21 protein-coding genes are annotated in these 22,647 nt (G+C 38.5%); 9 read left to right on the forward strand and 12 right to left on the reverse strand.

The window, feature by feature from the left end; genetic code table 11:
* The first annotated feature begins 255 nt into the window (after positions 1-255).
* Positions 256-2,568, forward strand: a complete 2,313-nt coding sequence (locus tag AC1DNH_RS17360) for a TonB-dependent receptor (RefSeq protein WP_477625534.1) — start codon at positions 256-258, stop codon at positions 2,566-2,568.
* A gap of 384 nt (positions 2,569-2,952) precedes the next feature.
* On the opposite strand, the gene AC1DNH_RS17365 is transcribed toward AC1DNH_RS17360, so the two are convergent.
* Positions 2,953-4,032 carry an NADH:flavin oxidoreductase/NADH oxidase gene (locus AC1DNH_RS17365; RefSeq protein ID WP_477579965.1) on the reverse strand — a complete coding sequence of 360 codons (1,080 nt, stop codon included), beginning with the start codon at positions 4,030-4,032 and terminating at the stop codon, positions 2,953-2,955.
* A 330-nt stretch (positions 4,033-4,362) separates the two neighbouring features.
* Between AC1DNH_RS17365 and AC1DNH_RS17370 the strand changes: the two genes are divergently transcribed.
* From AC1DNH_RS17370 to AC1DNH_RS17390, 5 genes are all read left to right on the forward strand, one after another.
* Positions 4,363-5,190, forward strand: coding sequence for an ABC transporter ATP-binding protein (locus AC1DNH_RS17370; protein ID WP_477579963.1), 828 nt, complete (start codon positions 4,363-4,365; stop codon positions 5,188-5,190).
* 3 nt (positions 5,191-5,193) lie between these two features.
* Entirely contained in the window at positions 5,194-6,012 is an 819-nt protein-coding gene (locus AC1DNH_RS17375; protein ID WP_477579961.1) for a hypothetical protein, read from the forward strand.
* A 15-nt stretch (positions 6,013-6,027) separates the two neighbouring features.
* The gene (locus AC1DNH_RS17380; protein WP_116249211.1) at positions 6,028-6,402 is read left to right on the forward strand and encodes a GntR family transcriptional regulator; all 375 of its coding nucleotides are present in this window, start codon (positions 6,028-6,030) and stop codon (positions 6,400-6,402) included.
* Positions 6,403-6,406: 4 nt separating this feature from the next.
* The gene (locus tag AC1DNH_RS17385) at positions 6,407-7,258 is read left to right on the forward strand and encodes a hypothetical protein (RefSeq protein ID WP_477579959.1); all 852 of its coding nucleotides are present in this window, start codon (positions 6,407-6,409) and stop codon (positions 7,256-7,258) included.
* A 267-nt stretch (positions 7,259-7,525) separates the two neighbouring features.
* Complete coding sequence (locus AC1DNH_RS17390; protein ID WP_477579957.1) at positions 7,526-8,512, forward strand: alpha/beta fold hydrolase; 987 nt, start codon at positions 7,526-7,528, stop codon at positions 8,510-8,512.
* 49 nt (positions 8,513-8,561) lie between these two features.
* On the opposite strand, the gene AC1DNH_RS17395 is transcribed toward AC1DNH_RS17390, so the two are convergent.
* The 3 genes from AC1DNH_RS17395 to AC1DNH_RS17405 all read right to left on the reverse strand — a co-directional run bounded on the left by AC1DNH_RS17395 (position 8,562) and on the right by AC1DNH_RS17405 (position 11,345).
* Positions 8,562-9,491: a DUF6263 family protein gene (locus AC1DNH_RS17395; protein ID WP_477579955.1), complete on the reverse strand. Its 930-nt coding sequence runs from the start codon at positions 9,489-9,491 to the stop codon at positions 8,562-8,564.
* On the reverse strand, positions 9,469-10,242 hold the full coding sequence (locus AC1DNH_RS17400) for a M90 family metallopeptidase (RefSeq protein WP_477579953.1): 774 nt from the start codon (positions 10,240-10,242) through the stop codon (positions 9,469-9,471). The genes AC1DNH_RS17395 and AC1DNH_RS17400 overlap by 23 nt, the downstream gene beginning before the upstream one ends.
* A gap of 77 nt (positions 10,243-10,319) precedes the next feature.
* Positions 10,320-11,345 (reverse strand): Gfo/Idh/MocA family oxidoreductase, encoded by a 1,026-nt coding sequence (locus tag AC1DNH_RS17405; RefSeq protein WP_477579951.1) that lies wholly within the window; start codon positions 11,343-11,345, stop codon positions 10,320-10,322.
* 104 nt (positions 11,346-11,449) lie between these two features.
* Between AC1DNH_RS17405 and AC1DNH_RS17410 the strand changes: the two genes are divergently transcribed.
* Positions 11,450-11,794 carry a hypothetical protein gene (locus tag AC1DNH_RS17410; RefSeq protein WP_131028267.1) on the forward strand — a complete coding sequence of 115 codons (345 nt, stop codon included), beginning with the start codon at positions 11,450-11,452 and terminating at the stop codon, positions 11,792-11,794.
* A gap of 679 nt (positions 11,795-12,473) precedes the next feature.
* Here the strand turns inward: AC1DNH_RS17410 and AC1DNH_RS17415 are convergent.
* The 4 genes from AC1DNH_RS17415 to AC1DNH_RS17430 all read right to left on the reverse strand — a co-directional run bounded on the left by AC1DNH_RS17415 (position 12,474) and on the right by AC1DNH_RS17430 (position 16,843).
* Positions 12,474-13,151 (reverse strand): YiaD family glycine zipper/OmpA-like lipoprotein, encoded by a 678-nt coding sequence (locus AC1DNH_RS17415; RefSeq protein ID WP_029274435.1) that lies wholly within the window; start codon positions 13,149-13,151, stop codon positions 12,474-12,476.
* Positions 13,152-13,328: 177 nt separating this feature from the next.
* Positions 13,329-14,021 carry an ABC transporter ATP-binding protein gene (locus AC1DNH_RS17420; protein ID WP_477579948.1) on the reverse strand — a complete coding sequence of 231 codons (693 nt, stop codon included), beginning with the start codon at positions 14,019-14,021 and terminating at the stop codon, positions 13,329-13,331.
* A gap of 2 nt (positions 14,022-14,023) precedes the next feature.
* Positions 14,024-15,496, reverse strand: a complete 1,473-nt coding sequence (locus AC1DNH_RS17425; RefSeq protein WP_477609985.1) for a DUF5687 family protein — start codon at positions 15,494-15,496, stop codon at positions 14,024-14,026.
* A gap of 66 nt (positions 15,497-15,562) precedes the next feature.
* A complete protein-coding gene (locus AC1DNH_RS17430) occupies positions 15,563-16,843 on the reverse strand; it encodes a replication-associated recombination protein A (protein ID WP_477579945.1) in 1,281 nt (426 codons plus the stop codon).
* A 117-nt stretch (positions 16,844-16,960) separates the two neighbouring features.
* On the opposite strand from AC1DNH_RS17430, the gene AC1DNH_RS17435 reads away from it, so the two are divergent.
* Positions 16,961-17,341, forward strand: a complete 381-nt coding sequence (locus tag AC1DNH_RS17435; RefSeq protein ID WP_477579943.1) for a VOC family protein — start codon at positions 16,961-16,963, stop codon at positions 17,339-17,341.
* Positions 17,342-17,656: 315 nt separating this feature from the next.
* Here the strand turns inward: AC1DNH_RS17435 and AC1DNH_RS17440 are convergent, their stop codons facing one another.
* A complete protein-coding gene (locus AC1DNH_RS17440; protein WP_477611276.1) occupies positions 17,657-18,955 on the reverse strand; it encodes an MFS transporter in 1,299 nt (432 codons plus the stop codon).
* A 162-nt stretch (positions 18,956-19,117) separates the two neighbouring features.
* On the opposite strand from AC1DNH_RS17440, the gene AC1DNH_RS17445 reads away from it, so the two are divergent.
* Positions 19,118-19,849, forward strand: a complete 732-nt coding sequence (locus AC1DNH_RS17445) for a class I SAM-dependent methyltransferase (RefSeq protein WP_477585240.1) — start codon at positions 19,118-19,120, stop codon at positions 19,847-19,849.
* A gap of 207 nt (positions 19,850-20,056) precedes the next feature.
* On the opposite strand, the gene hisS is transcribed toward AC1DNH_RS17445, so the two are convergent.
* From hisS to AC1DNH_RS17460, 3 genes are all read right to left on the reverse strand, one after another.
* Positions 20,057-21,448: a histidine--tRNA ligase gene (gene hisS, locus AC1DNH_RS17450; RefSeq protein ID WP_477609392.1), complete on the reverse strand. Its 1,392-nt coding sequence runs from the start codon at positions 21,446-21,448 to the stop codon at positions 20,057-20,059.
* Between the two features lie 283 nt (positions 21,449-21,731).
* On the reverse strand, positions 21,732-22,352 hold the full coding sequence (locus AC1DNH_RS17455; RefSeq protein ID WP_477585241.1) for a LytR/AlgR family response regulator transcription factor: 621 nt from the start codon (positions 22,350-22,352) through the stop codon (positions 21,732-21,734).
* Positions 22,342-22,542 (reverse strand): hypothetical protein, encoded by a 201-nt coding sequence (locus AC1DNH_RS17460; RefSeq protein WP_477585242.1) that lies wholly within the window; start codon positions 22,540-22,542, stop codon positions 22,342-22,344. Before AC1DNH_RS17460 ends, AC1DNH_RS17455 begins: the two co-directional genes overlap by 11 nt.
* Positions 22,543-22,647 lie beyond the last annotated feature (105 nt).

The following is a 22,647-nucleotide window of genomic DNA, read 5'->3' on the forward strand; positions in this document are numbered from 1 at the left end:
TTTTGAAAAAAATTATGTGCAAACGCACCACATTTACAGAATCTTCTTATCGGCCAAAATTTTTAGCCGAATCGAACCTACCTTAAACAATGCTTTTACCGAAATAAAGCGCACTTGCTTACGAGGTCCCCCTTTAGCATAATTTTTTCTTTTCAAGCGCATCCGCGCTTAATCAAATTATTTATTTGAAAAACTAAAACTGGCTTCATTTAGCTATTGCTTTGGTTTTTCTATCATTTTTATTTACTACAACACATGAAAAAATTACAGCTTATTGGCTTGGTAATTCTATATACATTATTAAGCAGCACTGTTTTTGCTGCCGCTTTAAAGAATATAACAGGTAAGGTTATTGATGCCAGCACCAAACAAACGTTGCCAGGGGCAACCATTTTTATTCCTGATTTAAAAGTTTCGGCAGTAACCAACAATGATGGAGAATTTACATTGAATAACCTTCCTTCAAAAGGAAGTTATCTTATTGAGGTACATTATATTGGCTATAAAACCACTACACAGGTGGTAAATTTTGCAAGCGCAGCCGGATTAGAATTTTCTTTACAACCTACTGCCATAGAAACAAAGGAGATTGTAATTACCGGAAGTTTGATCAGCAGTACCAGCAAAAGAAATAGTGCTTCTTCTGCAGTAATTGGCAAGGATCAGCTTTTACAGCCCTCAACCAATTTAATTGATGCCTTAACTAAAATACCCGGTGTATCACAAATTACTACTGGCCCATCTATTTCTAAGCCTGTAATCAGAGGCTTGGGTTACAACAGAATTGTAACTTTAGATGATGGGATAAAACAACAAGGCCAGCAATGGGGCGATGAGCATGGTATTGAAATCGATCAGTTTAAATCAGACCGCATTGAAGTTTTACGTGGCGCTGCATCGTTAATGTACGGTTCTGATGCACTCGGTGGTGTAATTAACCTATTAGAGCCAAGTACCGCACCCGAAGGGCAGATTAAAGGAGAATTTATTACCAATTATTCTACAAATAATGGCCTTACCGCTAACTCGTTAATGTTAAATGGTAACGAAAACGGGTTTGTTTGGAGAGCTCGCGGAACGTATAAAAATGCTTACTCTTTTAAAACACCAACAGGTTACTTCCCTAATTCGGGGTTTAACGAAACCGATTTAAGTGGTATGGTAGGTTTAAATAAAAGCTGGGGTTATACCCACTTAAACGTTTCTAACTTTCATAACAATATTGGCTTTTATGAGCCAACTTTAGATGACAATGGAAATTTTGTAAAAGAAGATGGTAGCGCTTTTACAAACGATGATTACAAAAACCGTACTTTAGAATACCCTCGTCAGGATATCAGGCACTTTAAAATTGCATTGAACAACAATTTCATTATCGGTAACGGCAATTTGAAAGCTGATTTTGGCTATCAACAAAACCAACGCCGTGAGTTAGATGGACCGGACCCTGCATTATTCTTCGATCTTAAAACCTACAATGCAGACCTGAAATATTATATACACGAAACCAATGGATGGCAGCCCGTTTTTGGGGTAAGTGTAGATGATGCACATAGCCAAAATAAAGGAACAGAATTTTTAATCCCAGCTTACGATACTTTTGGTTTAGGTGTTTTTGCTTTTGCCAAGAAAAACTGGGAGAACAATACATTTAGCATCGGTGCACGTTACGATTTTAGAAAAAACAACGGAAAACAATTATTTGATGATGGTGAAGAACTTTTTGCACCTTTCAAAAATAAGTTTTCCAATGTAAGTGGTGCATTGGGTTTTACGCACCAATTTAACGAAGAGTGGAACTTTAAAACTAACGTAGGTTCTGCTTTCCGTGCGCCAAATCCAGCAGAACTAGGATCAAACGGTGTGCACGAAGGTACTTTTAGATATGAAATCGGTAATTCTGGTTTAAGTCCTGAGCGCAGTTACCAGGTAGATGTGGCATTAGAATATGAAGGAAAAATTGTGAGTGCAAGTGCAAGTGTTTATAACAACTACATCCACAATTATATTTACGCTTCCAACAATGGCGAACAAAGAGAAGCTGAAGGTACACTTTATGATGTTTACCGTTACGGACAGGTAAACGCGAATCTTTACGGTGCTGAAGCAAGCTTAACCATCCACCCTGTTCCGTTTATCCACTTCGAGAATACCTTTGGATACGTTCATGCACAGAATAACACTTTAAACAGGCCACTTTCATTTATTCCTGCAGGAACTTTGAGAAACGAGTTGCGTTTCGAGCCTAAACTGAAAGGAACAAATGATGCATACCTATCTGTTGGTATCAACTCGGCATTTAAACAAACACGTGTGGATGATGTTTTCGAAACGCCAACCAGCGGTTATACGCTATTAAACGCAGGTATTGGTGCTACATTTAATTTAGGCAAACAACCAATCAAATTATCTGTTTCGGCCAACAACTTGCTAGATCAGAAATATTATGATGCTTTAAGTAGATTTAAACCAGGTCGTTTTGATCAGGAGAATCCTAATTTAGGCGTGTACAATACCGGTAGAAATATCACTTTCGGATTGTATGTTCCTTTTACACTGGTAAAATAACAAACAAATCCGTCATTGCGAGGCACGAAGCAATCTAATAAAGGCAAATTAATAGCTAAATAGATTTACTTTGTGCTTTGCAATTAATATCATATTATTTATTTGGAAAGCAATGGCAGTACCTTTTAGCTTGGCTCCGGTCCCGCTAATGTTCCTGCCCCGATAGAAAATCGGGACATCCACTTATATCGGGTTTAGGTGGGTTGGATTGAGGTACTATGTGCCAGCTACATCATAATTGATTAAAAAAGACAAAGCCGGCAAATGCCAGCTTTGTCTTTTTTTCTAAGATCGTCATGCTGTCCCGAATGTTCGGGATCAGCGTCTTTCTGGCACGTAAACCCTTAACCAGATGAAAAATTAGCACAGGGCAATAACCAATTATTATTTCTTAACCATTTCCCTTTTGGCCCTAATGTATTGGTTTGGCCATTCGGTATCATCGCCAAGCACTTGCGCCGCATGTGTAGGAAAATAAGCATCACGTAACGATTCGCGGGCAATAAAAATCAAATCAGCTTTGCCTTGTTCTAAAATTTCTTCCGCCTGCCGCGCCCCTACAATCACCCCCACAGCACCTGTATAAATGCCAATTTCATTTCTGATCTTATCAGCAAAAGGAACCTGATAGTTTGGTCCCGCAGGGATAAATGCATCAGGCACATTACCACCCGATGAGGTATCAATTAAATCAACACCGCGATCTTTTAACACCGCTGCCAATTGTAGCGAGTCGTTCTCGTTCCAGCCACCTTCCGTCCAATCCGTTGCAGAAATGCGAACAAATAAAGGCAAATTTTCTGGCCATACCGATTGTACAGCTTCAACCACATCGATTACCAAACGAATACGGTTTTCGAAACTTCCGCCATAAACATCTGTACGTTTATTGCTCAGCGGACTAAAAAACTGATGCAGTAAATAACCGTGCGCAGCATGTATTTCTACAACTTTATAGCCTGCATCCAATGCACGTTTAGCAGCTGCCCGGAAAGCAAAAACAATATCCTGAATCTCTGATATCGTTAATTCATGTGGTTCAACCTGTCCTGGCTTAAAAGAAATTGGAGATGGCGCAACTGGTTTCCAGCTATTTTCACCAGCGGCAATTTGTTCGCCACCTTTCCAGGGCACTTCACAACTGGCTTTTCTACCTGCGTGCGCCAACTGGATGCCCGCAATAGCCCCATTATTATGAATAAATGAAACAATCTGTTTCAATTTATCTACATGTTCATCTTTCCAAATGCCCAAATCGGCATAGGTGATTCTTCCATCGGCAGTTACTGCAGAAGCTTCCTGGATAATTAAACCTGCACCACCAACGGCACGGCTTCCTAAATGCACCAAATGCCAATCGGTTGCAAAACCATCAACAGCAGAATACTGACACATTGGCGAAATAACAATTCTATTTTTTAAGGTTACATCCTTTATGGTAAAAGGAGAAAATAATTTAGACATATCGTGTGATTTGCTTTTCCACAAACATACAATCTCCTCATCAAGGATGTTTTAATGCAACAGTTATTAAACTCATATTTTACCTTTCCATGGCGGAGTGCGTGGAGCGATGAGCGCATATCTATTTTTTAACCACAAAGAACACAGAGAAAATTACAGAGGGCACAAAGCGCATCGTTTTAGATCGCAAATCAATTTCCTCATCCATTTTACGTTTTCCGTGTCAAACGCCCACCGCTATTCGCTTACCGCTAAACTTTTTTCTACAAAAATTTGGAGATTACCAAACAACATCATACATTAGTGTATTATTTAACTAATACAGTAGATATGATAAATATTAACAATCTTAATTTTGGCTACAGCAAGCATAAGCCATTATTTAAAAATATGAGCATGCGGTTAAGCAATGGTCATATTTACGGTTTGCTTGGAAAAAATGGCGCTGGCAAATCGAGCTTATTAAAAAATCTGGCCGGTTTAGTATATGCACAGAGCGGCACCTTGGAGGTAATGGGCTTTAATCCAGCAAAAAGACAACCCGCACTATTAGAGCAGATTTGTTTTATACCTGAAGAATTTTATTTGCCTTCAGTAAAAATAGATGCCTATTTAAAAGCAAATGCTCCATTTTACAAAAATTTCGATCACCAGTATTTTACCGATCTGATTAAGGAATTTGATATTCCGGTTGAACAGAAACTCATCAACATGAGCTATGGCCAGAAGAAAAAAGTAATTATCGCCTTTGGACTGGCTACACAAGCCAAACTGGTTATTATGGATGAGCCGACTAACGGTTTAGACATTCCTTCTAAAGCGCAGTTCAGAAAAATTATGGCTTCTGCGATGACAGACGAACGGTGTATCATCATCTCTACCCACCAGGTTAGGGATTTAGATAATCTGATCGATACGGTGATTATGCTCGATGAAAATGATGTAGCACTTAAAGCTTCGGTAGAAGAAATTACCGCAAAGTTAACTTTCAAAAAAGTAAAGGAAATTGATGACAGCATTATTTATGCAGAGGCATCACTCTCTGGTTATAATGCGGTAATGCCAAATTATCATCAAGAAGACAGCAAATTAGATATGGAGCTTCTTTTCAATGCCATACTTGCAGAAAAAATCAAATTTAAACCTTTATTCAGTTAAGCGATGAACAACACATTTAATATCAACCGATTTGGCTTATTGCTTAAAAGACAGTGGTTAGACTTTGGGAAAATCTATCTGATCAGCCTTGTTGTGCTGTTGGGAATAGTAGTAGGCTTTTATAGTTATAGTATTCCATCGCCACTTAAAGACAATAATTTTGACTACGACGGCAACCTCGATATGCGTTTCCGCTACCCTCTTTTCCTGATTTTGGGATTTGTTTTTATCAGCATCGTAGCCAGTAGCTATTTTAATATCCTGGGACAGAAATCGAGGGCCATTTTAGAACTGATGACACCCGCTTCAGTATTCGAAAAATTTCTGGCAGGTGTAGTTTACACTGCAATAATAAGTTTGTTTAGCTATCTGTTAATCTTTTATTTAACAGATTTGGCCTTTGTAAAATACCTGAACGGTCACCTTGAAGCCTTTAAAGGCCTCTTACCAAAAAACGGGGCTGTTAGAGAAGTTGAAACGATTACTTATCAGGTATTTAATGATGAAGGCTATAGAAAATATTGCGGCTACTTTTTTGCTTTCCCCTTTCTCATTACCAGCCTGTTCCTGTTAGGATCTGTCTATTTTAACCGTTTTCACTATATCAAAACGGCTCTTTCGGCTATGGTTTTCATTGGCCTAGCTTCTTACCTGGTGGTTAAACTTTCGATATGGCTAATGGAGGGTAAAGTTGCTAATCATCATCATTTTAGAAAAGAAGATAAAGACTGGGTTTTGCTAACAATTTTATTGGCAACAAGCATCATCACCCTAATTATTTGGACGATTACTTACATCCGTCTTAAAGAAAAAGAAGTTTAATTAAAAGGTATAGATATGGAATTTAGAGATAACAAGGCAATATACCTTCAAATTGCAGAATACGTTTGTGAACATATTTTGCTCGGAAAATGGAAAGCCGAAGAAAAAGTACCCTCAGTTAGGGAATTAGCGGTTGAACTTGAGGTTAACCCAAATACAGTAATGCGTACTTACGAATTACTGCAAAATAAGAGCATTATCAATAATAAAAGGGGAATCGGCTTTTTTGTTGGCGATGATGCCATTGACCATGTGAAAAGCTATAGAAAAGTGCTATTTATGGACGATGAGCTTCCCGTAGTATTCAGAAACATTTATTTATTGAATATTGGCTTTGATGAACTGAAAAGCAAATACGAAACATTTGTAAAAGAAAATTTTAACGCTTAAAAATATGAAAACAAGCAATAAACTATTAATTAGCCTGGCGGTGCTATTAATTGTTATACCGATTTTAGTGGTAGGCATAAATATCAAGGTAAATTATAAAGAAAAAGGTCCTGAAGACACCTATTTAGGAACACAAAACATCAACAATGAGTCTTTTGAACAAAAATCAAAAGAAAGGGTTAGCATTTCATTGCAATCGCCTTTCAATGCAGTTCAGATTAAAGATGCAAAGGGTTTTAGTGTACAACTTTTTGTAAAAGAAGATAATAAGTATGGCCTTAAGATTCCCGAAAAGTTTAAAAATGATTTAAAGTATGAGGTAGATGCAAACGGCGTACTTCAACTATCGATTAAAAATTTTAGTGAGGATAATGGCATTGAAAAAATTGTTATCGTTATTTATTGTCCAAAAATTAACAAAGCTTCAGTTGCTAACGCAGATCTCCTGGAATTTAGTGCCCATTCAGATTCCTTACTGTTGGATATTGATAATGGAGGAAGTTTATTCTTATCGGGAGACATTACAACCAACGATGAGAAAGGAAAAATAACAAGTGTTATCAACCCAACCAAAATCGGAAAACTTTACCTCAATCTAAACAAAACTAAGTTTAGTGGTTTTACCAACGCTTTTAAAGATTTATATATTACGGCAAATAAATCAGAAATTGAAATCGGAAACACGGATGACAATAGCAAAAAACCTTTCCCTTTTGATAATCTGAGTATCAAAACAACAGATACATCGAGTGTAAAACTGCAAAACGTTAAAGTGAAAACCTTTGCAGGTGATTTTTCAGATGCAACAACATTACAGATCCCTACACCTTTGCTTAAGCAGCTATTTAAGAAATAATTTTAATGAGGCTGTACCATAAGGTTAAATTCAAGCCCCGTCACGTTGAGCTTGTCGAAACGCTTTATCAAAAGCACTTAAACAGTTCCTTCGACAAGCTCAGGATGACAACTCTATATTTATGATACACTCATTTTTTACGATTTAATGTATTTACAAATACCTTTTATTCCTCTTATGTAAAAAGGGCATGATTTTTAAGCTAACTAATTGGCAAAAGTTTAACTTGGGCCAATTAGCTTTTTAGTTTTTACATCATTACCCATTATGAAGAGATATTTTCTTTTATTTGCCCTCAGCCTGTTCGTTTTTAGCCATGTACGTGCACAAAAAATAGATACCCTATCTATCACCCTTGATAACGTTAAATACCCATATCCAGTTAAATATTTCCCTATCAATACCGAAGGGCAAGATATTAAAATGGCCTATATGGATGTTGCACCAACCGCAGCAGCCAATGGAAAAACAGCCATCTTATTCCATGGAAAAAATTTTGGAGGTTATTACTGGGGCAATGTAATTAAAGCATTAACCAACATCGGTTACCGGGTTATTGTACCTGATCAAATTGGTTTTGGCAAATCATCTAAGGCATTTATCCATTACAGTTTCCACCAAATGGCTACCTGGAATAAAAGGCTTCTAGATACCTTGGGCGTTCAAAAAACCGTAGTTTTAGGTCATAGTATGGGTGGTATGCTGGCTACACGCTTTGCTTTGATGTACCCGGAAACAACTGAAAAACTCTTGCTCGAAAATCCAATCGGGCTAGAAGATTATAAAACTTTCATTCCTTACATCACCACTGCACAACAGTACCAAACGGAACTTAAAACCACGCCTGAAAGCGTACGAAGGTATTACCAAGGCTCTTATTTTACGTATTGGAAACCCGAATACGAATACCTGGTGAGCATTGCGGGAGGGGTAACCAATAGTTCCGACTACCCGCGCTGGGCTAAAGTTGCTGCACTAACTTACACCATGATTTATGAACAACCTGTGGTCTACGAATTTCAGAATTTAAAGGTTCCTACCGTTTTGTTCATTGGTAAGGAAGATAAAACCATCGTCGGCAAAGGCCTGCTTACGCCAGATCAACAGGCTTTACACGGGCAATATAAACTTTTAGGGAAGCAGACTGCAGCCAAAATTATCGGCGCTAAAATTATCGAATTTGATGCCTGCGGACATATTCCGCATATCGAAATTCCGACGGAATTTCTGGTGGCTTTGACAGGTAGTTTGTAGTTTTCTATAAGACCTCGCAGGTTTTTGAAACCTGCGAGGTCTAAATGAGTTAATTAACCTCTTTCCCTACAATTTTATTAATACCCTGCATTTCGAAATCGATGTCCTGCCCCATCGATTTCATTTTACCATACAGCTCAACACGGAGGTGGCTGTTAAGTACAATTCCCGTTTTCATATCAAGTGAAGTTTCTCCGGAGTTGGTTCCTTGTAAATCAGTTTCCATTTTGTTGCCCATCACTTCAAAATTTCCTTTTGAAACCAATGTGCCTTTTACGCCTAGTATAGCAATGCCGTCTTTTACCTCCTTCAATGTGTATTGTGTAATTGTTTCAATGGGCATACTCATCTGCATTTTGGTATCAACCGTCCAGCTGTCGCCTATTTTAACGGGTTTATCAGGGTAAATTTTAAATGACGATTCCATGGTCTGTTTCACCACCTCGTTGCTAAATTGTTTACTTAAAGCATTTTTAATCTGTTTAACCTGACTGGTATCCTTAGTCATCCTTGCCGCCATATTATCGAGCATTTTATCGATACCAGCAACTGTTTTAATCCCACCATTTGGGGTTACGGTCATATAAAAAGACGCCCCTTTTAAGCCGCTAAAAGGATTCTTTTTGGTACTATCCTGATCATCTGAATTGAGGGTCATGGTGTTGCCCATCGCTACAGATTTCATGAAAATTCTGTTGTATATTACTTTCACATCCTTTTCGCCGCTATGACCTTCGGTAATATCAAAAGTATAATCTGTTCCAATGCTTTGGGTTAAATGCACATCGCGGCCAGCAATTTTCTGGTTAATGATCTGTTCGGAAGTAAGTGTGAAATCGTACTTATAACCCGTTGGGTAATTTTGTCTTAACACATAGGTTTTCTGTGCAAAAGCAGTTATAGAGACCAGGCTCCAGATGATTGTTGCAAATATTTTTATTTGATAATTGACCATTTTAACCTGCAGGCTGTTGCGCAAAAATGCGGCTTAACTGAGAATATAATTCCGGATGTTTTTCCCTTAACTGTTCAGGTTTTTCAAAGAAATATTCAGAAACCACAGCAAAAAATTCAGCCTGATTGGTAATGGCATAAGGGTTAATATCCGATTTATTGTCTTCAATTTTTTCCATTTCCTCATGCATCATCTTAATCCAGGGCAAAGTATATTCATGTGCAATTAAATTCTCTGGAACACCATCTGTTGCGCCGTCAGATTTATCCAAAAGGTGCACAAATTCGTGTATAGCCGTATTTTCTTTCCCTGCACTTTTAGAAAAACCATGTCGCAAGGCCGAGCGTGATAAAATCATCTGTCCATTCATATAACCCGTTCCTACCATACCCATAATATTCCTTTCGCCACCTTCAAACTGAAAATCTTTATTAAAAGTATCCGGATACAATAAAACGCTAGTTAAGTTTTTGTATTGCCAATCGTCAAAACCAAAAATGGGGATAACTGCGCTCGAGGCAATCAGCAACTCGTCTAATGTTGTCATTTCTAAACCCACCGCTTCTATCTTAACCGTGCTGAAAAACGCGGCCACTTTCTGCTCAAACCTCAGCTTATCCGTCGAATCGAGATTATGGTAATACCCTACATAATCATCCAGTATCTTTTGGTCTACATCCGTTAAAGGCTCAACAGTAGCCTTCTTTTTTTTAAGGATGAGATAAAGGGCAATTAGAAAAATAGGAATTAAGTAGGCAAGTGGAAGCGAGTTCATAATAAGGATTGTACGGATTTAAAGGATTGCACAGATTTAGGGTGATTATAAGAATTTAACAGATGGAGAGATAAGGGTTAGCTTTCGATAATTTCTAATTGGGTCAAAACATCCTCGCGTGTAACCGGATAAGGTTGATTGTTGTTTATTGCTTGATAAACAGCTTCGAAAAGCGGTAAATAACTTCCTACTTCTGATGGAATTGTCTCCTCGGTTTTATGGCCTTCAGCATCAATGGTTGTTAATAAACCATCTTTACTTGCGGGCTCAACGCCGTACCCCGGATCGGTTAATTTCATACCCGCCAGCAACTGTTCTTCCTGAATATCCGTTCTTTGTTTAATAAAACTTCCATTTACGCCATGTAAAACAAATCCTGCCTGTGGGTTTACCACCAACATGCTCGAAGTAACAAAAACATACAAACTATTAGGGTAACTCAGTTGGATCGAGAAATAATCGTCGACCAAAGTACCTACCCTATTCTTACCCAGAATTTTATGGTAACTCAATGGTTTGCCAAACAAGCAGATTACCTGGTCTAACAAGTGCGGGCCTAAATCGTATAAAAGTCCGCTGGCCTCTACCGGGTTTTCTTTAAATGCCTTCGGCCCAATTACATTTCGGTAGCGATCGTAACGCAGGTGCATTTCGTTCAATTTCCCCAGTTTACCGCTTTCAATTACCTTTTTAACCGAGGTAAAATCACTGTCCCAACGGCGGTTCTGGTAGAAAAAGATTTGTTTTCCTACACTATCGGCAAGCTCAAAAAGCTCCTTTGCCTGCGCAGCTGTTGCCGTAAATGGTTTTTCAACCAGAATATGCTTATGCCTGGTTAATGCCGCTTTCGAATGCTCATAATGAAGATTATTGGGTGTATTAATAACAACCAATTCTATTTCTGCATCATTTAAAAGCTCATCAACGCTATTATAACTTGTAATATTGGGATAATCGTTAACTGCAATTTTATGGCTGCGTTCTACTATAGCCTTTAAATTAAACCCACTATGTGCCTGTAAAAAAGGAGCATGGAAAACCTTCCCCGACATGCCATAAGCTAATAAACCGGCATTAATTGTTTTATTGATATTCGTATCCATAGGTTATAAATGTAGCTAAAAATACAATTACGATTCAAGCTTTATGTTAAAACAGCAAAGCTTTTACTTATGCCTTACACCTTTTTACATTATCTTTGCAAGATATGAAGCCGTCGGAGATTAATGCCAAGTGGAAAGTTTTACAGGAAAAGATTTCAAAGGAATTTGATTCGGATTTTCCTGATTTAAAAGTAATGCTTTTTCTAATTGGTGTTCAGGAATTGGGCAAAGGGCCAAAGAAATACAGCAAACGCCAAAAAGAGGAACTGATGCACATTGCTACCTGCCGTTTATTGAGCGAAATGGGCTTTTATGAGCTTGAGGGCTTAGATCAGGATGGCTGGCCACACTGGAAATTAATTAAAGCAATACCTCCCTACACCATGCTCGAGCAGGAAATGCTGATGAAATCGCTTGTGGTAAGTTATTTCGAAGATATTTATTCTTAGTAAGCAGTTTTTAGCCACTTTTGCCTAACACGATTGTCATACTGAACTCGTTTCAGCATCCTTCCTGCTAGATAGACCCTGAAATAAATTACCTTCGGTGAGCTCGCTTAATCCTCGGTTTACTGCGTAGCTTTTCGCTGCGCTACAGGTCATGGTGAAGAACAGGGAAAGATATAAGATTCTTTCTTTTTGGAAAGCAAGGCCATTTGCTTTTTTTAATGTCAGCCGGGCTTTTCGCTATATCTCCCAATCCGATGAAGAATCGGGATCGGGAGGATGCCGCTTCAATCCCGTTTAGATCATTCAGTTTGTGCAAGTATTTGGGACTGCAGGGCGGTTAGAAAACTTCGTAAGTTTGGCGTGGCCAGCACAAAACCCAAGTTAACTAAACCTGATAGAAACGGAAAGTCCGTAACGAAGTGGAGGCTTGAAGTGGCTAGCAGGGCTTTCTGAACCGATGTGCACAGGAACCTGCTTTTCAAAAAACAGACTAGTTTATTATCTAGTGTCAGATGGTAACATCTGACACCACAACTAACTCTGCAAGAAAACTTACGAAGTCTATCAGACTCGCAGCCCAAGCCGACTTCGTAAGTTTCATGCGGCAACAAAAAAAACCCGGTGGAGTACACCGGGGCTGCATTTATAATGACCTCATAGGTAGAGGGAAATTGCGATATTATCCTTGTTTCTGTGCTGTCGCTTTTAATGCATCGTTAGCAACGATTACAATCTCTACACGACGGTTAGCTGCACGGCCTGCATCAGTTTCGTTATCTGCAATTGGCTCAGCAAAACCTTTACCAATGGTAACTAACCTTGATGATGGAACACCTTGAGATACCGCATAAGCTTTAACCGCTGCTGCTCTTCTTTCCGATAGGCCCATATTATATTGTTCTGTACCACGGCTATCGGTATGACCGATAATTTTGATATCAGTATCAGGATATTGATTTAATGAAGAAGCTAAACTCTGGATGTTTGTTTTAGCCGCATCTTTCAAAGCCGTTTTATCGAAATCGAATAAAATACCACTGTCGAATTTTACAATAATTCCTTCACCTTCACGAATAACTTCTGCGTTAGGAATAGCTTTCTGAATTTCAGCTGCCTGTCTGTCCATTCTACGGCCGATAAAAGCTCCCGCTGTACCGCCAATAGCACCACCAATTAGTGCACCTACTGCTGTATTACCGGCTTTTTTACCGATCAATGCACCAATAACACCACCAGCTGCAGCACCAATACCAGCTCCTTTTTGTGTTTTAGTTAAACTATCACAACTTTGGAATGCCATCGAACCTACTGCTAACCCTATACTTAATGTCGCTATTCTTACTTTTGAAATACTCATAATAATCTAGATTTATAATTTCTACTCCTTATATTCAAACACAATGCCAAAAAATTACCGAACTGTATTTTCTGTCTGTTTTGACCAAATTTTACCCTAAATAAAAATTATACGCACAAAAAAAGAGTTCCCGAATAACGGAGACTCTTCGATAATGTATCATTCTTAGTACAAAAACTAGGCAGAGAAATAACTCTCCAACTCTTTCAATGTATTTTCGTCTGTTTTAAAATCTTTAATTACCTGCCCTTTTTCAACCAAAATGATCCGGTTACAAACGTCGGTAACGTGGTTTAAATCATGACTGGAAATAAAGGTAGTCATGTTGCCTGTTTGCTCTTTCAACAATTTCTTTAAACGGATCTGCGTGGTTGGATCGAGGTTGGCAAAAGGCTCATCTAAAATTAAAATTTCTGGCTTCTGCATCAGGGCAGCCGCAATTCCTACTTTATTCTGATTTCCTTTACTAAAATCGCGGATGTATTTTCCACTGTTTAATATTTCTCCATTAAAGAACTCACCGTATTGACTTAGATAGGCAGAAACATCTGCTACACTTAAGTTATTCAAACTGCCAATAAAAATAAAATACTCCTCAGGGGTTAAATAATCAATCAGAAAACCTTCATCCAAAAATGATGCAGTATAATTCTTCCAGTTATCGTTGTGCATTACATTTTCGCCTTTTGATAAAACCTCTCCATTAGTTGGACGGATTAAATCTAAAAGCATCCGGAAGAAAGTGGTTTTACCAGCGCCGTTATTTCCAACCAAGCCAACGGTTTCGCCAGCGGCAATCTGCAGATCTTCGATGTTTACAACGGTTTTATCGCCATAAACTTTTTGTAAATTCTTAACTTCTAAAATCATAATTATTCTCTAAAGCCTTCGGCTATTTTATAACGTTGTAATTCTAATCTTTTTGCAATATAATTAACCCAAAAGCCCCTCAGCAATAACATAGCCAGGCCAAAAACAGATACAGCAACCAATCCCCAATAAGGTTTATCGAGTTTGCCAAAAGGCAAATAAATTAAAATGGGGGTAAGTGCATAAGGGAACATTAATAGCCATTGCGTAGCCCCCGTACCCTGATAGTTAAAGCTTGCCGCTTTGGTAATATCTAATCTTTTATAGTTTAACGTAGCAAGGTAAAGTACTACTACAGTTCCGAAACCAATATTGTATAAATAGGCCGCCAAGTGTAAGAGTAATAACTTCGGACTTAAAAACCCATAAAAACTCGCCAATAAGGTAATAATGGTACAGCCAATGGTAAATAGTAAAAATTTAGCCCTGATGTAATCTTTAAAATTGATTTTATTGGCTAATATCCCGTCAAAATGGGCACTTTGCCATGCAAACATAAACTGGCCATAAATAATAATAGAAACACCAGTCATAAAAATTGCACCGAACATCATTTGTCCGAAAGCATCGCGATCTATTGCTTTTTCTTTATAAAAAATAAAGCCGTAGAACAGGAAGAAGAAACCAAGAATAACCGAAGAACGAGGGCGTTTGTGGCGAAGGATTAATTTCAGCTCTAAAGCTGCCAGTTCGCCAACTTTACCAAAGCGGTTAAGGAAAGCATAATCGGTACTGCCTTTTTTCTCTTGCTTTGTACTTAATTCTTCTACATATAAATTTTTACGCAAGAAATTAGAATTGAAGTAAAAAATACCAATGGCAGCAATTGTAAATACAAAACCATATAACGGCTGTGCAGCGATGGCCCTGAATACCACATCAGAACCTGCCATGATTGAAATAACCTTATAATATTCTAAAGCAGCAAAGGCAGCAATAACAACCAGGCCTAAAAAGGTATAAAGTGTATTGGTGATCGATTTCCGCTTGATGTACAACACCAGGTAGTTATTAAAAATCATGATCGAAAATATAGAGACGATGTACATGATGGTGGTAACTGCACCAAGGCTCGGAGCAATTTTGATGAAACAGAACGGAAGAAAAATAAAAAATGGCCAAAGGTTAAATGCTGAGAACAGTGCTTTAACATTTAAAAATTTAATGATCTTACTCTTCTGGATTTTGAGATGCAGGTAAGGAATGATACTTAATGTTGGCAACTCCTGAAACTGCATGCGCATGATAAAATCGAATGCAAAATAATAGAGGATAATGCCGTTAAAGCTTGTTAGAATGTTTTGATCTGGAAAAATTTTCGGAAGAAAAATACTCATTCCAAAGCCTACTCCAACGGCTACAGCAAAGAAATAGAGCATAAAAAAGCCCAAAACAATCTGGCCAGCAATACTACTGCCCCTGTTTCGCGAACGCCAGAAAGATTTTCTTTGATGGCTTAAAAAAGTACTCAGCATATTTAGTTTAGGTGTTTGATTTTAGTCAATATATCTATTAGTATGCATTCAGCAAAAAATGTTACACTAATATTTGTATTTGTCTTTCCAGTTTTGCTTAAGTTTTTCACGCAACTTCTCTTCTGCAGGGTTTTTTCCCGGATCGTAGAGTTTAGTGCCACTTAATTCTTCTGGAAAATATTCTTGTGGTGAAAAATTGCCTTCATATCCATGCGAATATTGGTAATCTTTTCCATAACCGATATTTTTCATCAGTTTGGTCGGTGCATTACGGATATGCAAAGGCACAGGCAAATTTCCAGTCTGCTTAACCAAAGCCTGTGCTTTATTAATGGCCTCATAAGATGCATTGCTTTTAGGCGAACTGGCCAGATAGGTTACACACTGCGATAAAATAATCCGCGCCTCCGGATAACCGATTACATTTACCGCAGTAAAACAGTTATTGGCTAAAAGCAGGGCATTAGGATTGGCATTGCCAATATCTTCTGAAGACAAGATCAGTAATCTACGGGCAATGAACAACGGATCTTCACCTCCTTCTATCATCCGGGCCAGCCAATAAACGGCGGCATTGGGATCGCTGCCACGGATGGATTTGATAAAGGCCGAAATGATATCGTAGTGTTGCTCTCCGGCTTTATCGTATAACGCAAGGTTCTGCTGTGCATGCGCCAGCACATTTTCGTTGGTAAGTACAATTTTATTTCCACCGATGCCATTAATGGCAATTTCGAGCACGTTTAACAATTTCCGCGCATCACCACCCGATAAACGGATCAATGCTTCGTGCTCTTTTATAGCAATATTCTTCTCTGAAAGAATGCTATCTTTTTTAATGGCTGTTTCCAATAAACCCGCTAACTCCGTTTCAGTTAACGATTTTAAAATGTAGACCTGACAGCGGGAAAGTAAAGCGGAGATCACCTCGAAAGATGGATTTTCGGTTGTGGCACCAATTAAGGTAACCAAACCTCTTTCTACTGCTCCCAACAAACTATCCTGCTGCGATTTGCTAAAACGGTGAATCTCATCGATAAACAGAATGGGTAGGCCTAAAAAACTATCCTTCAGCTGTGCGGCCCTGTCGATCACCTCCCGAATATCTTTCACGCCACTGTTAATGGCGCTTAAGTTAAAAAAAGGACGATCTAATGCCTGCGAAATAATATAGGCTAAAGTTGTTTTACCCACACCCGGAGGTCCCCAAAAAATCATGGAGGGAAGCTGACTGCTTTCGATCGCTTTGCGCAATACTGCACCTTCTCCAACTAAATGCTGTTGACCAACATATTCATCGAGATTTTGAGGGCGCATACGTTCGGCTAAAGGAGGCAGGTTTTGCATAATGGTAAATATATAAAAATTGAGTATTTTGTTTGTCGATAATTTACTAACCAAATATTGAAAGCATAACGCTTAGCTAAAACAAAAGGACGGATGCTTTAGTTCTAACTTATTACTATGGACATTAAAAACTTAGATCACCTTGTACTAACGGTTGCCAATTTAGAAAGCACCTGCAAGTTTTACAGCCTTGCCCTGGGAATGGAAATTATTGAATTTGGCGAAAACAGAAAGGCTTTGAAATTTGGGAATCAGAAAATTAACCTGCACCAATATGGAGGTGAGTTTGAACCAAAAGCTTTCAAACCCATGCCCGGAACAGCCGATCTATGTTTTATTACCGATTTCCCCTTACGCGAAGTGATGCAGGAACTTAAAGAAAAATGCATCGAAATTGAGGAAGGGCCTGTAGAACGCACTGGCGCCAATGGGAAAATCATCTCTATTTACCTCCGCGACCCGGATATGAATTTAATTGAGGTGAGTAATTATTTGTAAACTCCTCGCAAAGACTTTTTGCCACGGAAGCACAGATTGACACGGAGATTGTAACGCTTTCATCGTCCTCGTTTGCAACGAGGATGGAGGAGAAAGGCGATTTTATCGCCATTTAGTTTGTTTATCTGCATTACAAATGCAGATCTCGATAATCCTCGTTACAAACGAGGACTACTTAAGTTGTTTAAAGAAAGGTCTTCGACAGGCTCAGACTGACACATCAACATTTCATTACAAAAAAGGGATGTTTTGATTGCATTAAGATTCCCAATCAAGTTGGGAATGACGCCCCATATTGTATTAAGCTCCAAGAAATTAGTCCTCAATTTTAGAATGGTGTTTGGTATCTTTCATGGTGGTATATAAAATCAGTGAGATTAAAATACATCCGGTTACATACCAATAGAAGTAATTTTCATGGCCGATATTTTTAAACCAAAGCGCAAAATATTCTGCCGTTCCGCCAAAAATGGCAACAGTTAAAGCATAAGGTAAACCTACGCCCAAAGCCCTGATTTCAGCGGGAAACAGTTCTGCCTTAACTACGGCATTAATGCTAGTGTAACCGCTTACAATAATCAAAGCGCCAATCATCAGCAAGAATATGATAGTAGTATTGGTTTCTCCCGCCAAACCGGTTAAAATTGGATAAGTACATAAAGTACCCAGCACACCAAAACCAATTAATAAAGGTTTACGCCCAATTTTATCGGATAACAGGCCAAACAGCGGCTGCATAATGGCAAAAACCAACAGAGAAATGAATGATAATGTTGTAGAGGTTTCTTTACTCAGGTGAACCGTATTCACCAAAAATTTCTGCATATAAGTGCTAAATGTATAAAAGGCAATCGTTCCGCCCAAAGTTAAGCCTACTACGGTAAAAACTTCCTTTGGATATTTCATCAGTACCGTAATGCCACCTTTTTTGTCTCCCGAGTTTTTGCTTTTAAAAGCCGAGGTTTCGTCGATATGTCTCCGCAGGTACAGCGCGATGAAAGAAAGTATCGCGCCGATAAAAAATGGAATCCGCCAGCCCCAATCGTGCAGTTCGGCAGGTGTAAGCAACCAGTTTTGCAAGATTAATTGAATACCCAAAGCCAGTAACTGCCCACCAATCAGGGTTACATATTGAAAGCTTGAATAAAACCCTCTATGTTTTTTAGTGGCCATTTCACTGAGGTAAGTGGCAGAAGTACCGTATTCGCCACCAGTGCTCAAGCCCTGAATCAATCTTGCAAAAATGAGTAACAAAGGAGCCGCAATTCCAATCTGTTTGTAACCTGGGGTTAAACCGATAATCAATGAGCCTATTGCCATGATGAGTACAGAAAGTGTCATCGAACGTTTTCGCCCTAACCTATCTGCAATGCTGCCAAACAGCCAGCCACCGATAGGCCGCATTAAAAAGCCTACTGCAAAAATACCTGCAGTATCTAATAACTGTGCAGTTGGATTACTATTAGGGAAAAAGGCAGGAGAAAAATAAAGCGCAAAAGCAGAATAAGTATACCAATCGTACCACTCCACAAGATTACCGACCGAACCACCAAAAATAGATTTCAACCGATATTCTATATCTTTAATTTCGTTCTGTTGTAATGCTTTTTCCATAATATATAATGATTGAATGAGAGAGTTTTGAATGATTGAATGAAATTTAATTTAAACAACAGTTCTTAACCAAAAATATAATAATTTTATAAGGAAAGAGCTGAGTCCTTTTCACTTTATTCACTCACTCCTTCTCTCATTCAATATTCAATCATTAATAAAATGAAAGATAATTTTTCTACCCAATCTGCCGATTACGCTATCTACCGGCCAACTTATCCGCAAGAATTATATGACTATCTGTTTTCGCTGGTAAAAAGCAAAGAAACGGCGTGGGATTGTGCTACTGGTAACGGACAGGTTGCGCGTGTATTGGCCCAATATTTCGATGCCGTTTATGCAACAGATATCAGCGAGAATCAATTAAAAAATGCTTTTCAATTGCCAAATATTACTTACAAAGTGGAACCTGCGGAACAAACATCGGTGGGTAATGCTAGTTTCGATCTGATTACGGTGGCACAGGCCATTCATTGGTTTAATTTTGAAGCATTTTACGCTGAGGTAAAACGAACACTAAAACCAAATGGCCTTTTTACAGTGATTGGTTATGGCCTAATGTTTATCGATAAAAAAGTAGATAAGGCTGTACATAAACTTTACGAAGATATTTTAGGCAAATATTGGGACAGCGAACGCCGTTATATTGAAGAGGGGTATAAAACCATCCCCTTTCCCTTTGAAGAGATCATTGCTCCTCATTTTCAGATTAAAACCACCTGGAATTTTAACCAACTGATTGGCTATTTAAATACCTGGTCTTCTTTGCAGCATTATAAAAAGGCGAATGAACGCAACCCATTAGAGTATATGTTTACCGAATTAAAAGAAGCCTGGGGAGATGATGCGGAGAAAGACGTTCATTTCCCGGTTTTATTGCGAGTTGGACGGTAGGTTTAACCACAGAGGGAATCGAATGCACAGAAAATTCGCCAAGTCCGTCATCCTGAACTTGTTTCAGGATCTTTAATGAGGGGAAAACCAGAAAAGTATTCAAGCGAGAATAGTACTTACCAAATAGATCCTGAAACAAGTTCAGGATGACGACCGCACCTCCCGCCTCTGTGAAAACTCAGCGATCTCTGTGGTTAATATAAATTATTATTTCAACAACTCCAGAATACCCAAAACAGTAAGCTTCTTCTGCTCACCGCTTTGCATGTCTTTTAGGGTAAGTTCTCCGCTTGCAATTTCATCACCACCAATTAAAATTACGTAAGGGATGTTCTTCGCATCGGCATAGGCCATTTGTTTTTTTAGTTTCGCCGAACTTGGGTACAACTCTGCCGAGATCCCTGCATTTCTGAATTGCTGAACAATTGGCAAAGCATACTTTTCAGCTTCTGCATCAAAATTACTGATCAACACTTTTGTTCCAACCTCTGCTGAGGCAGGGAAAAGGTTAAGTTCTTCCAATACATCATAAATGCGGTCGGCACCGAAAGAAACACCAACTCCGGTTAAATCTTTTAAACCGAACATACCGGTTAAGTCATCGTAACGGCCACCACCACCAATGCTGCCCATGGCTACTTCGTTGGTTTTAACTTCGAAAATGCAGCCGGTGTAGTAGTTTAAACCTCGCGCTAAAGTAATATCCAATTCCAGTTTAGCCGTTAACGGCAAGCCATAAGAAATCAAACTTTCTACATATTCGAAAACCTGTTCAATTTCTGCAACACCTTTTAAACCTGTTTCTGATTGCGCCAAAACAGTTTTCAAACTAGTCAGCTTTTCTTCATTAGTGCCTTCCAACAAAATTACAGGACGAAGTTTTTCTAAATCCGCTTCTGTAAAACCACGTTCTAAAAGTTCTTTACTTACGCCATCTAAACCGATTTTATCTAATTTATCGATGGCTACGGTCATATCAATAATTAAATCTGGTTTACCGATAATCTCAGCAATACCAGATAAAATTTTTCTATTGTTAATTTTTACGCTGAAATCTTTCAAACCCAATTTGCTCAAAGCTTCGTTGTAGATTAAAATAAATTCAGCTTCGTTCAATAAACTTTCAGATCCCACCACATCCACATCGCACTGATAAAACTCACGGTACCTGCCTTTTTGCGGACGGTCTGCACGCCAAACGGGTTGTACCTGAAAACGTTTAAAAGGCAAAGTAATTTCGTGTTGGTGCATCACTACGTAACGCGCAAAAGGCACCGTTAAATCGTAGCGCAAGGCTTTTTCAGAGATTAGCGGAATCAGTTTATTGCTATTATCTTCATCTGCAAAATCGAAAGATTTCTTTTTTGGATCTTTAAGAAATTCGCCACTGTTTAAAATTTTAAAAATCAGTTTATCACCTTCATCACCATATTTCCCTGTCAAAGTCGAAAGGTTTTCGAAACTTGGGGTCTGGATTTCGGCGTAACCATATTTTCTGAAAACCGTTTTAATGGTATCGTAAATAAAGTTGCGTTTTACCATTTCAACCGGAGAAAAATCACGGGTACCTTTTGCTAATGAGGGTTTAATAACTGACATAGCCGCAAAAGTACAAAAATGTAATGTTTAAACCTCGCAGGTTTTTAGTGGCTTTCTTAAAATCTTCAAGTTATTAATTCCGTGGTGTAATTGTAAATTGCCAACAGTTAGCTTATTTGGGCGTTCCCCAAGCTGCGCAAGGGTCCTGCTTTTCAGGGCTACGCTGCGCTTCGGTACCGATGAAGACCTGTGAAACAAGCAAGCATACCGTGATTAAATAAAAACATATGCTTAATCGGTACTTAACCCTTACAATCCCTAACGCGAATTAACGCTATATAAATTACTTTCCTAACACCTCTTTCACCAGCTCCCGATTTGGTTTCGATACCGGAATTTTATCGCCACTATCCATTAAAAGTGTTCCACCATCTTCTTTAAGCCAGCTTTTTACAAATTTCGGGTTAACCAAATGGCTTTGATGTGCCCGCACAAAACCGTGGGGTTTGAGCAGATCGGAATATTCTTTTAATGATTTCGAAATCAAAAGCTGATCACCGTCGCTAAAAAAGAAGTTGGTGTAATTGTTATCCGCTTCGCACCTGATGATTTCTTCGATACCAACATATCTAATTTCATTCTGTTGAGGTAACGCTATCCTGGTAACCCCTTTAACGGTATCCTTTTTGTCGATTCTTTCTTCAACAGTAGGGTTTTGATAATCAAGCGGAGGTGCAAAGTTTATGGCTACGGTATTCGGGGCAACGTTTGATGACGTATTACGGTTTTTTTTAATCAAAAAGTAGATCAGCATAAAAATACCACCAAAAAATCCGAAAAAGACAAGGCCTGCTACCAAAAGCATAATTATTTCCGCACTACCCATATTTAGAAAATCGGCATAGGCAATATGAATACCATAAGCGAGGATAAAAACTAACCCAAAGATTATCTTATTTTTCATTTTTAGCTGGCTTAACACGTCTAATTAGATATAAACATAAAAAAATAAAACCTATAACGAAGGTTACAGTAAAAAAGCCCACAACCAAAAGCATTATTATCTCTGCCGCACCAAGATTCAAAAATTCTGCATGCGCCACCTGTAAGCCAAAAGCAATGATAAAAAAGAGTAAAAATAATAACTGTTTCATGTTGATTGATTTAAATGTTCAACGAAAGTAGCTATGTGCTATTCATTTAAAAATCAACATTGAGCATTGGTTGGCTTATGGTGAGGATTGACAGGTAATCCTTTA

The organism is Pedobacter sp. 01N310, assembly GCF_056399805.1.